The organism is Serratia sp. JSRIV004, from assembly GCF_019968705.1.
Lineage (GTDB): Bacteria > Pseudomonadota > Gammaproteobacteria > Enterobacterales > Enterobacteriaceae > Chania > Chania fonticola_B.
This window is the reverse complement of record NZ_CP074140.1, coordinates 623,436-635,553: the sequence shown is the minus strand read 5'-3', so window position 1 is coordinate 635,553 and position 12,118 is coordinate 623,436. Positions and strand designations below refer to the sequence as shown.

10 protein-coding genes are annotated in these 12,118 nt (G+C 54.5%); all 10 read right to left on the bottom strand.

The features are described from left to right. Positions 1–78: 78 nt before the first annotated feature. Complete coding sequence (locus KGP21_RS02985) at positions 79–2,037, bottom strand: DEAD/DEAH family ATP-dependent RNA helicase (RefSeq protein ID WP_024483375.1); 1,959 nt, start codon at positions 2,035–2,037, stop codon at positions 79–81. Then, entirely contained in the window at positions 2,027–2,101 is a 75-nt protein-coding gene (gene yrbN, locus KGP21_RS29690) for a protein YrbN (RefSeq protein ID WP_223499600.1), read from the bottom strand. Before yrbN ends, KGP21_RS02985 begins: the two co-directional genes overlap by 11 nt. Before the next feature lie 123 nt (positions 2,102–2,224). Further along, positions 2,225–3,109 carry a lipoprotein NlpI gene (gene nlpI / locus KGP21_RS02975; RefSeq protein WP_021179056.1) on the bottom strand — a complete coding sequence of 295 codons (885 nt, stop codon included), beginning with the start codon at positions 3,107–3,109 and terminating at the stop codon, positions 2,225–2,227. Positions 3,110–3,238: 129 nt separating this feature from the next. Continuing rightward, positions 3,239–5,359 (bottom strand): polyribonucleotide nucleotidyltransferase, encoded by a 2,121-nt coding sequence (pnp, locus tag KGP21_RS02970; protein ID WP_021179055.1) that lies wholly within the window; start codon positions 5,357–5,359, stop codon positions 3,239–3,241. A 240-nt stretch (positions 5,360–5,599) separates the two neighbouring features. Then, positions 5,600–5,869, bottom strand: a complete 270-nt coding sequence (gene rpsO, locus KGP21_RS02965; RefSeq protein ID WP_010279698.1) for a 30S ribosomal protein S15 — start codon at positions 5,867–5,869, stop codon at positions 5,600–5,602. 115 nt (positions 5,870–5,984) lie between these two features. Then, positions 5,985–6,929, bottom strand: coding sequence for a tRNA pseudouridine(55) synthase TruB (gene truB, locus KGP21_RS02960; RefSeq protein WP_223537178.1), 945 nt, complete (start codon positions 6,927–6,929; stop codon positions 5,985–5,987). Then, on the bottom strand, positions 6,929–7,339 hold the full coding sequence (gene rbfA, locus KGP21_RS02955; protein WP_021179053.1) for a 30S ribosome-binding factor RbfA: 411 nt from the start codon (positions 7,337–7,339) through the stop codon (positions 6,929–6,931). The genes truB and rbfA overlap by 1 nt, the downstream gene beginning before the upstream one ends. 70 nt (positions 7,340–7,409) lie before the next feature. Further along, positions 7,410–10,097: a translation initiation factor IF-2 gene (infB, locus tag KGP21_RS02950; protein ID WP_021807516.1), complete on the bottom strand. Its 2,688-nt coding sequence runs from the start codon at positions 10,095–10,097 to the stop codon at positions 7,410–7,412. A gap of 23 nt (positions 10,098–10,120) precedes the next feature. After that, a complete protein-coding gene (gene nusA / locus KGP21_RS02945) occupies positions 10,121–11,629 on the bottom strand; it encodes a transcription termination factor NusA (protein WP_021179051.1) in 1,509 nt (502 codons plus the stop codon). 21 nt (positions 11,630–11,650) lie between these two features. Beyond that, positions 11,651–12,103: a ribosome maturation factor RimP gene (gene rimP / locus KGP21_RS02940; RefSeq protein WP_024529072.1), complete on the bottom strand. Its 453-nt coding sequence runs from the start codon at positions 12,101–12,103 to the stop codon at positions 11,651–11,653. Positions 12,104–12,118 lie beyond the last annotated feature (15 nt).

Here is a 12,118-nt window from a genome sequence, read left to right as displayed (position 1 = left end):
CTGAGATGCCAGGCAAAAAAAAACCAGTCCGAAGACTGGTTTCTTAAGCTGATTAACCGTATACGGTCAAATCAACGATTATGCATCACCGAAACGGCGACGTGGTGCGGCAGGAGCTGCTGCATCGTCACGGCGTGGTGCTGGCTTGTCACGGTTGAAGTTACCGCCACGGCGTTCGCCACCGGCAGCATTACCGCCTTCACGACGCTCACCGAAAGAACGGCGTGGTGCTGGTGCACCTTCGCGACGCTCGCCGTTGAATGGACGGGCACCGCCACGGCGCTCACCACCGTTACCACCGGCAGGACGCTCACGACGTTCATGCGGCTGTGCATCGCCCAGCAGTTGCATGTTCATCGGCTTGTTCAGAATGCGGGTGCGAGTGAAGTGATTCAGGATCTCGCCCGGCATGCCTTTTGGCAGCTCGATGGTGGAGTGGGAAGCAAACAGCTTGATGTTACCGATGTAACGGCTGCTGATGTCACCTTCGTTAGCGATCGCGCCAACGATATGACGAACTTCCACGCCGTCATCACGGCCAACTTCAATGCGGTACAGCTGCATTTCACCCACGTCACGGCGTTCGCGACGTGGACGCTCAGCGCCACCATCACGGCTGTCTGGACGTGCATCACGACGACGGTCGTTGCTTCGCTCGCCACCGCGATCATCACGGTCGTTGAACTCACGACGTTGACGCGGTTTGAACACTGGATCGGGTGGCAGGATCAGAGGGCGCTCGCCCTGTGCCATTTTCAGCAGTGCAGCGGCCAACGTTTCCATATCCAGATCTTCACCCGGTTGCAGCTTAGCCAGCAGCGCACGGTACATATCCAGATCGCTGCTTTCCAGCTGCTGCTGAACTTTAGCGGCAAACTTGGCCAGGCGGCGCTCACCCAGCAGATCTGCGTTTGGCAGCTCGACTTCAGGGATGGTCAGCTTCATGGTGCGTTCGATGTTGCGCAGCAGGCGGCGTTCGCGGTTTTCTACGAACAGCAGCGCGCGGCCAGCACGGCCCGCACGACCGGTACGGCCGATACGGTGAACGTAAGACTCTGAATCCATAGGGATATCATAGTTTACTACCAGACTGATACGCTCAACGTCCAGACCACGAGCGGCAACGTCGGTGGCGATCAGAATATCCAGACGGCCACTTTTCAGACGCTCCAGGGTCTGCTCACGCAGCGCCTGGTTCATATCACCGTTCAGTGCGGCGCTGTTGTAACCGCTGCGCTCCAGCGCTTCAGCCACTTCCAGGGTCGCATTTTTGGTACGTACGAAGATGATCGCCGCGTCAAAATCTTCCGCTTCCAGGAAACGCACCAGCGCTTCGTTTTTACGCATGCCCTGCACGGTCCAGTAGCTCTGGCTGATGTCTGGACGAGTAGTGATGCTGGACTGAATGCGCACTTCCTGTGGATCTTTCATGAAGCGACGGGTAATACGACGGATCGCTTCCGGCATGGTCGCTGAGAACAGCGCGGTCTGATGTTCAGCCGGGATCTCCGCCATGATGGTTTCTACGTCTTCGATAAAGCCCATGCGCAGCATTTCGTCGGCTTCGTCCAGAACCAGGCCTTTCAGGCCAGAAAGGTTCAGGGTGCCACGTTTCAGGTGATCCAACAGACGGCCTGGGGTCCCTACTACGATTTGCGGGCCCTGGCGCAGAGCGCGCAGCTGCACGTCATAACGTTGGCCACCGTACAGGGCCACCACGTTAACGCCATGCATGTGCTTGGAGAAATCGGTCATGGCTTCAGCTACCTGAACCGCCAGTTCGCGGGTTGGAGCCAGTACCAGGATTTGTGGTGCTTTCAGGGCTGCATCGAGGTTGTGCAGCAGGGGCAGCGAGAACGCCGCAGTTTTACCACTACCGGTCTGCGCCATGCCCAGCACGTCGCGACCGTTCAACAGGTGAGGAATACACTCAGCCTGGATCGGTGATGGTTTTTCGTAGCCCAGATCGGTCAGGGCAGCAATGATCGGAGCAGACAGCCCCAGGTCAGCAAAAGAGGTTTCAAGCTCAGTAGTCATGTACACGTGCCTCATTAATAATGGCAGCCAGTCTACATAACTCGTCGAGAAAATTTTCAGTCATTTTCATTGAAAAGTGTGAACCGGCTCAAATTAGATTATAAAACAGACAAAAAAGCCCTCGCCCGTCAAGGCGATTACTTTGGTCAAAAAACCAATGTAAATCAGGCTGATAAGTGTCCGTCAGCTATTGCTGGTCCGATTCCGATAGGTCGTCTTGTTCTTGGCCCAACAGCGCCAATTCCAACAATGCATAGCGGTGCTCAACAAAGTTATGAACGTTGTTAGCCACCGTCAGTTTGAACAGCGCCGAAGCGGTGTCCTTGTCCCCCAGACTTAGGTAGTGCTTACCTAAATAGAAGTCAGTTTCACTGAGATGCTCAGCGAGCGAAGTGTTATCCGTTGCATCTGCCTTGAGGCGTTCCATCAGCGTTTTTTCGCTGATTTTGCCCAGGTAGAATTCGACAATATTCCATCCCCATTGCCCTCTGTCCGATTTGTCATAACGCTGCTGGAGCGATACGGTAGCCATCTTGGGATCGATTTCTCTCTCCACCAGATAAAGCCACAGCGAACGGAAGGGATCGTTTGGGTCGTCTTGATAAAACGCCTGCAGATCATCCTGCGCCAACGGGAAGCGGCCGCCATAATACAGTGCGATGCCCCGGTTTAAACGCGCGTAATTGTAAGTTGGATCAAGCTCTAGTACAGAATCAAACGCTTCATAGGCAGCATCAAAATTGCCTGCCTGCGTTAAGTAAATGCCCAGGTAGTTGAAAACTTCTGGCATATCAGGACGTATCGCTAGCGCTTGTGAAAAATCATTGCGCGCTAGAGCACGTAAACCAAGGCTATCATACAGCACACCGCGCTCATATAAAAGCTGTGCTCGCTCATCGTCCGTTAATGCCCGGCTGGCAAGGATTTGTTCCATGCGCGCCAGGATCACTTCCTGCTGCAGCGTAGGCTGCAACGGAATAGCCAGAACTTCGTCTTTACGCCAATCATGGTTGCTGCATCCTGCCAGCAATAGTGCTGTCGCAACGTAACACCAGCGCAAGAAAGGCTTCATTTCCCACTCCCGAAGACAAACATTGGATGAACGTCCTGTCCTCCGCTTGCTAATACGCGAGTATCCTACCCACGCGATAAGGACAGCCCCCAACCCTAACGGCAGGGAGCTGTAAAACTGCTGATACAGTTATTCTGCTTCTGGTGCAGGAGCCGCAGCGGATTCTGGCGCTGTAGCTTCTTTGATGCTCAGACGCACACGGCCCTGGCGATCAACTTCCATTACCTTAACCGGGACTTCCTGACCCATCTGCAGATAGTCGGTCACTTTCTCAACGCGCTTGTCAGCGATTTGAGAGATGTGCACCAGGCCTTCTTTACCGCCGCCGATGGCCACGAAGGCACCAAAATCAACGATACGGGTCACTTTACCCTGATACACACGGCCAACTTCGATCTCAGCGGTGATCTCTTCGATGCGGCGGATAGCGAACTTCGCTTTGTCGCCGTCGGTTGCAGCAATCTTCACTGTACCGTCATCTTCAATTTCGATGGTGGTGCCAGTTTCTTCGGTCAACGCACGGATGACTGAGCCACCTTTACCGATCACATCTTTGATCTTGTCTGGATTGATCTTGATGGTGTGAATACGCGGTGCAAACTCAGAGATATCGCCACGCGGCGTGCTGATAGCCTGTTCCATCACGCCCAGAATGTGCAGACGCGCACCCTTGGCCTGGTTCAGAGCCACCTGCATGATTTCGCGGGTGATACCTTCAATTTTAATGTCCATCTGCAGCGCGGTGATACCCTCGCGGCTACCGGCCACTTTGAAGTCCATGTCGCCCAGGTGATCTTCGTCACCCAGAATATCAGACAGTACGACAAAGTTTTCTTCTTCTTTCACCAGGCCCATTGCGATACCCGCAACGGCGGCCTTGATTGGCACACCTGCGTCCATCAGTGCCAGAGAAGCACCACAAACGGAAGCCATTGAAGAAGAACCGTTGGATTCGGTGATTTCAGACACCACACGTACGGTGTACGGGAAATCTTCTGGTTTAGGCATCATAGCTAAAACGCCACGTTTTGCCAGACGACCATGGCCGATTTCACGACGCTTCGGTGAACCTACCATGCCGGTTTCACCAACAGAGTACGGAGGGAAGTTGTAGTGGAACAGGAAGCTGTCGGTTTTCTCGCCCATCAGCTCGTCGATGTTCTGTGCGTCACGCGCGGTACCCAGAGTGGCGGTAACCAGCGCCTGGGTTTCACCACGGGTGAACAGTGCGGAACCGTGGGTACGTGGCAGAACGCCAGTGCGCACGTCCAGACCACGGATCATGTCTTTCTCACGGCCATCGATACGCGGCTCGCCACGCAGCACACGGCTACGTACGACGTTTTTCTCAACGGTGCCGAGGATGTCCTGAATTTCAGACGCGTCCAGAGTTTCGTCTTGCGCCAGCAGAGTTTCCACTACGCTGTCTTTGATCGCATCAACCTGAGCGTAACGCTCTTGTTTTTCGGTGATGTGGTAAGCATCGCCCAGACGGCTTTCAGCCAGCTCAGCTACGCGCGCATGCAGCGCTTCGTTAACTGCAGGTGCCTGCCAATCCCACTTCGGCTTGCCAGCTTCGGCAACCAGAGCGTTAATGTTTTCGATAACGATTTGCTGTTGGTCATGGCCAAACACGACTGCGCCCAGCATCTGATCTTCGCTCAGCACGTCAGCTTCGGATTCCACCATCAGTACTGCACCAGCGGTACCGGCAACCACCAGGTCCAGACGGCTTTCTTTCAGCTCATCGGTAGTTGGGTTCAGTACGTACTGATCGTTGATGTAACCCACGCGTGCAGCACCGATTGGGCCATTGAACGGAATACCGGACAGGCTCAGGGCAGCAGAGGCACCGATCATCGCTACGATGTCTGGGTTCACCTGTGGGTTCACGGAAACCACGGTAGCGATCACTTGCACTTCGTTCAGGAAGCTATCTGGGAACAGTGGGCGGATCGGACGGTCGATCAGACGGGAAGTCAGGGTTTCGCCTTCGCTCGGACGGCCTTCACGACGGAAGAAGCTACCCGGGATACGGCCAGCAGCGTAGGTACGCTCCTGATAGTTCACGGTCAGAGGGAAGAAGCTCTGGCCTGGTTTGGCTTTCTTCTGGCCTACTACGGTGACGAATACTGCAGTGTCATCCATGCTCACCATCACGGCGGCAGTGGCTTGACGTGCCATCATACCGGTCTCAAGCGTCACGGTGTGTTGGCCATACTGGAATTTGCGAATAATCGGAGTCAGCAAAATTTAATCCTTAATTGGGGGCGCGCAATCGTTCTTCGACTCGACACGCCTGTGGTTCACTGACCTTCTCACTACATCCTCGCGACTAATGACAATCCTTATCTCTCATGAGATAAAGCCTCTCATTAGCCGCGCGAACCTCTGTAACGGAAGATCCTCAGTAATACATTAACCTGATTTGCTTATGCTTCCTAGAAGAAAGGGGCCACATTTGGCCCCTTTCTCCTGAAACTTGCTCGATTAGCGACGCAGACCCAGACGCTCGATCAGGCTGGTGTAACGTGCTACATCTTTACGCTTCAGGTAGTCCAGCAGCTTACGACGCTGAGAAACCATACGCAGCAGACCACGACGGCTGTGGTGATCTTTTTTGTGCTCTGAGAAGTGGCCTTGCAGATGGTTGATCTGCGCAGTCAACAGGGCAACCTGAACTTCGGTAGAACCGCTGTCGTTAGTACCACGACCGAAGTCAGCTACGATTTTAGCTTTAGCTTCAACACTTAGAGACATTGTCATACTCCAGAATTATAGATAATAAATACAGGCGCCGATCTCTAATTCAGCAACCCAATGCATAAGCTGCGCCATTCTACTCTTAGCGCAGGGCGATCGCAAGGCGGGCAGGTCAGTCGAAATATTCGACAACCAGGCGGCGTGGCGCGACTCGGCCATCATCGGCAATCTCGCCAATGCCGATAAATTTACGTTCTTCGCCTTCGGTAATGCGCACCAGACCCGAGGCCGGAGCCCCTGCGGCCTGCACCGGCTGCCCCTGTTTGACGTAACCCGCTACCGCTGGCAGCAGGTTCACTTCAGGGAAATCTTCGGCCGGGCTATCCATCGGCATCAGCAACGGATCGAGCAGTTCGCCTGGCGCAATGCCCTGCTCCTGTGCCTGCTCCACTAGAGCATTCAACTGTTCCAGCGTGACCATACGGGCGATCGGATACTTCGCCACCTGCAGGCGACGCAGATAAATCACGTGTGCGCCACAGCCCAGCAACTCACCGAGGTCATCCGTGATAGTGCGGATGTAGGTGCCTTTTGAGCAGTGAATTTCCAGCTCAAGCTCATCCCCTTCCCAGCGGATAAACTGCAACTCATACACGGTGATGCTGCGTGCTTCACGCGGGACTTCGATTCCCTGGCGAGCATATTCATACAGCTTTTTGCCCTGGTATTTCAGTGCGGAATACATCGAAGGCACCTGCTGGATGTTACCCCTGAAGGTGTCCAGCGCGGTTTCGAGCTGCGCTTGGGTGAAGTTTACCGGGCGCTCCTGCACGATCTGACCATCGGCATCCGAGGTGTCCGTGCGCTGGCCCAAGCGGGCAATCACGCGGTAACGCTTGTCGGAATCGAGCAGATATTGGGAGAATTTGGTGGCCTCACCCAGACAGATTGGCAGCATACCGGTCGCCAGTGGATCGAGCGCGCCGGTGTGGCCCGCGCGGTTGGCATTGTAGATACGCTTTACTTTTTGCAGGGCATCGTTAGACGACAGGCCCTGCGGTTTGTCCAGCAGCAGTACACCGTGAATGTCACGGCCGCGACGGCGAGGGCGACTCATTAAGCCTCCTCTTCATCGCCTGATGCATTGCGACGTTCGGCATCGTTCTTCACTACGTTGGTCACCAGGTTGGACATACGCATGCCTTCAACCAGTGAGTTGTCGTAGGAGAAGGTCAGTTCCGGCACTACGCGCAGGCGCATCGCTTTGCCCAGCAGCGTACGGATATAGCCAGAGGCATCCTGCAACGCTTTAATGCCGTTGGTCACCAGATCCGGATCGTGGTTTTCGGTCAGCACGTTCAGGAAGGTGACGTAAACTTTGGCGTAAGCCAGATCGCGAGACACTTCAACACCTGAAACGGTAGCCATGCCGACACGCGGATCTTTGACTTCACGCTGCAAGATCATCGCAATCTCTTTTTGCATTTCTTGTGCCACGCGTTGACCGCGGCTGAATTCTTTTGCCATTTGGAAACCCTCCAGACAAATCGGGGGGCACAAGGCCCCCCTAAAAACAGATTTAAGCGTTTTTCGAGGCTTAAGCGATAGTACGCTGGATCTCGATGATTTCGAACACTTCGATCATGTCGCCAACGCGCACGTCGTTGTAGTTCTTAACGCCGATACCACATTCCATACCGTTACGGACTTCGTTAACGTCATCTTTGAAGCGGCGCAGGGATTCCAGCTCGCCTTCATAGATAACCACGTTGTCACGCAGCACGCGGATTGGGTTGTGACGCTTGATGTTGCCTTCGGTCACCATACAGCCGGCAACAGCGCCGAACTTAGGTGATTTGAACACATCACGTACTTCAGCCAGACCGATGATCTGCTGTTTGTACTCAGGCGCCAACATACCGCTCATCGCCTGCTTCACTTCGTCGATCAGGTTATAGATCACGGAGTAGTAACGCAGATCCAGGCTTTCTGACTCAATCACGCGGCGAGCAGAAGCATCCGCACGCACGTTGAAGCCCAGGATGATGGCGTTGGATGCCGCAGCCAGGGTCGCGTCGGTTTCGGTGATACCACCTACGCCAGAACCCACAATCTTCACCTTCACTTCGTCGGTGGAGAGTTTCTGCAGTGAATCGGAAATCGCTTCACAGGTACCCTGTACGTCGGTTTTCAGCACGATGTTCAGTTCAGAAACTTCACCTTCGGTCATGTTCGCGAACATGTTCTCCAGTTTAGATTTCTGCTGGCGAGCCAGTTTCACTTCGCGGAACTTGCCTTGACGGTACAGCGCAACTTCACGCGCTTTCTTCTCGTCACGCACTACGGTCGCTTCGTCACCCGCAGCAGGAACGCTGGACAGGCCCAGGATCTCAACTGGGATAGAAGGACCCGCAGAGGTCACTTCACGGCCCAATTCGTCACGCATCGCACGAACACGGCCATACTCGAAGCCACACAGGACGATATCGCCCTTGTTCAGCGTCCCTTCCTGTACCAGTACGGTAGCCACTGGGCCACGACCTTTATCCAGGAAGGATTCGATTACCACACCGCTCGCCATGCCGCTACGAACCGCTTTCAGTTCGAGAACTTCGGCCTGCAGCAGGATAGCGTTCAACAGTTCGTCGATACCGGTACCGGCTTTCGCAGATACGTGGACGAACTGAGCTTCACCGCCCCACTCTTCTGGCATAACGCCATACTGAGACAGCTCTTGCTTAACGCGATCTGGATCGGCTTCTGGCTTGTCAATTTTGTTAACCGCAACCACCAATGGCACTTTAGCCGCCTGAGCATGCTGAATGGCTTCGATGGTTTGTGGCATCACGCCGTCGTCTGCTGCTACTACCAGAACCACGATATCGGTCGCCTGAGCACCACGAGCACGCATTGAGGTAAACGCTGCGTGACCTGGGGTATCCAGGAAGGTGATCATGCCGTTTTCGGTTTCTACGTGGTAAGCACCGATGTGCTGGGTAATACCACCGGCTTCGCCAACTGCCACCTTGGTGGAGCGGATGTAGTCGAGCAGAGAGGTTTTACCATGGTCAACGTGGCCCATGATGGTCACGACTGGTGCACGAGACTCGGCACCTGCGCCGGTGTCACGGTCGCTCATCAGCGCTTCTTCCAGCTCGTTCTCACGACGCAGGATAACTTTGTGGCCCATCTCTTCGGCAACCAGCTGTGCGGTTTCCTGGTCGATGACCTGGTTGATGGTGGCCATGGCGCCCAGCTTCATCATCGCTTTGATGACCTGAGACCCTTTTACCGCCATCTTGTTAGCCAGTTCGGCAACGGTGATAGTCTCGCCAATCACCACGTCACGGTTCACTACCTGAGCTGGCTTGTTAAAGCCCTGCTGCAGGGTGCTTGGCTTACGCTTGCCTTTACCGCCACGGGTCATGGTGCGAGCTTCTTCGCGGTCTGCTTTAGACTCGGAGAGCTTGTTGCCTTTCTTCTGTTTGGTCGCTTTGCCACCGCGAGTACGGCTACGGCGCTCGCCTTCAACTTTGGCGTCGTTTTCGTCTTCGGCAGCACGAGCGTGCTCGGAGGTGGTTACGTGGTAGTCGGCTGTTTCAACCGCAGCACTTGCTGCTTCGGCTTCGGCCCACTTCTCACCGTTTTCTTCGGCCATACGGCGCGCTTCTTCCGCTACGCGTTTGGCGTCTTCTTCCACCTTACGGCGTACTTCTTCTTCCGCTTTACGTTTCAGTTCGGCGGCTTCGGCTTCACGGCGTGCTTTTTCTGCCTGAGCTGGCTTGGTCATTTCGTCGGTATGTTGATTGGTCACTTTTTCTTTTTCCGCTGAATTACGCTTAGCAATCTCCGCGGCCTCACGTTTGGCTTGCTCTTCGGCTGCGCGCTTAGCTTCTGCTTCGCGTTTCGCTAGCTCTTCCGCTTCGCGCCTTGCCTGCTCTTCCGCTTCACGCTGTGCCTGCTCAGCCGCTTCAGCCTGTTGGGCTTCCTGCGGATCGCGATTTACATAAGTGCGTTTCTTGCGGACCTCAATTTGCACCGATTTACTCTTACCGCCGGTGCTCGGAATATTCAAGGTGCTGCGCGTTTTGCGCTGCAACGTGAGTTTGCTTGGCGCACTACCGTGTTCACGGTTCAGGTGCGCCAATAAGGTTTCTTTCTCATGCTGTGTCACAGAGTCGGTCTCAGACTTGTTGATCCCTGCATCAGCAAACTGCTGTACCAGGCGATCAACCGGTGTCTGTATCTCTGCTGCCAGCGATTTTACGGTTACATCTGTCGTCATGCTGTTCCTTCCTGCTACAGTTATTACGCGTTGTCGCCAAACCAACAGATATTACGTGCGGCCATAATCAGCTCGCCGGCTTGCTCATCGCTAAGCCCTTCAATATCAGCCAGATCGTCAACACCCTGCTCGGCAAGATCTTCCAGCGTACAAACCCCACGCGCGGCCAGTTTAAAGGCCATGCTGCGCTCAAGACCCGGAAGGTTGAGCAAATCATCAGCAGGTTTTTGGTCGCCCAGGCTTTCTTCCTGTGCCAGGGCCAGCGTGGTCAATGCAGCTTTGGCGCGATCGCGCAACGCTTCAACCATATCTTCATCCAGACCGTCGATTTCCAGCAGCTCTTTGATTGGCACGTAAGCCAGTTCTTCCAGAGTAGAGAAGCCTTCTTCGACCAGAACGGTGGCGAAATCTTCGTCGATATCAAGATACTTGGTGAAGGTATCAATGGCGGCATGAGCCTCGGCCTGATGCTTGGCCTGCAGATCGTCCGCCGTCATCACGTTCAGTTCCCAGCGATCATCATCACGATGCTGTTTCAACAGTTGGGAAGCTAAACGCACGTTTTGGCCATTACGGCCGATCGCCTGTGCCAGGTTGCTGGCTTCAACGGCGATATCCATCGTGCACCGATCTTCATCCACCACGATCGAGGCAACATCTGCCGGGGCCATGGCGTTAATGACGAACTGTGCAGGGTTATCATCCCACAGGATGATATCAATACGTTCCCCGCCAAGCTCGCTCGAAACGGCCTGGACGCGGGCACCGCGCATACCGACACAGGCACCGACCGGGTCGATACGCTTGTCGTTGGTTTTCACGGCAATTTTTGCACGGGAGCCAGGATCGCGGGCTGCCGCTTTAATCTCAATCACTTCTTCGCCAATTTCCGGCACTTCGATGCGGAACAGCTCTTTGAGCATATCCGGGCTGGAACGGCTGACGAACAGTTGCGCACCGCGCGCTTCCGGACGTACTGCGTACAGTACACCGCGGATACGGTCACCTGGGCGGAAGTTTTCCCGTGGTAGCATGTCTTCACGGCCAATGACCGCTTCGGCGTTGCTACCCAGATCCAGCGCAATGCTGTCACGGTTAACTTTTTTCACCACGCCGGTGACGATCTCACCTTCGTGTTGGCGGAAGGCGTCAACCACCATCGCACGCTCGGCTTCACGCACTTTCTGTACGATAACCTGCTTAGCGGTCTGAGTGGTGATACGGTCGAAGGTCACAGATTCGATCTGATCTTCGATATAACCGCCCAGTTCTATGGACGGATCTTCATACTGTGCAGCTTCCAGCGTGATCTCACGCGTTGGCTGGGTCACTTCATCAACGGCAACCCAACGGCGGAAGGTATCGAAATCGCCAGTCTTACGGTCTATGCTGACACGGACCTCGATTTCCTGCTCATATTTTTTCTTGGTGGCGGTGGCTAAAGCGGTTTCCAGGGCTTCGAAAATCTTCTCACGTGGTAGGGATTTTTCATTGGAAACTGCTTCAACAACAGCCAGAATCTCTTTGTTCATCCTAGTTGCCTCATCCAAACTTTAAAAGTGGGGTACCAGGTTCGCTTTCTGAATATTGCTCAGCGCGAACACTTCATCTTTCCCATCCACAGTAACCGTGATCATCTCGCCTTCTACAGACTTGATGATGCCCTGCCATTTGCGGCGGTTTTGTATCGCCATACGCAGAACAACGCTGACTTCTTCACCGAGAAAACGTTGATAGTGTTCCGCGGTGAACATAGGGCGCTCAAGGCCAGGAGAGGAAACTTCCAGGTTGTAAGCGACCGTAATCGGATCTTCGACGTCCAGCACAGCGCTGACCTGGTGGCTGACATCAGCGCAATCATCAACATTGATTCCGTTGTCACTATCAATATAGATGCGTAGTGTCGATTGGCGCGCCCGAATAAATTCGATGCCTACGAGCTCAAAGCCCAACGCCTCTACCGGTGCGGAAAGCATCTCTGTTAATTTTTGCTCTAATGTGGACAAGCCCACCCCCAAGAC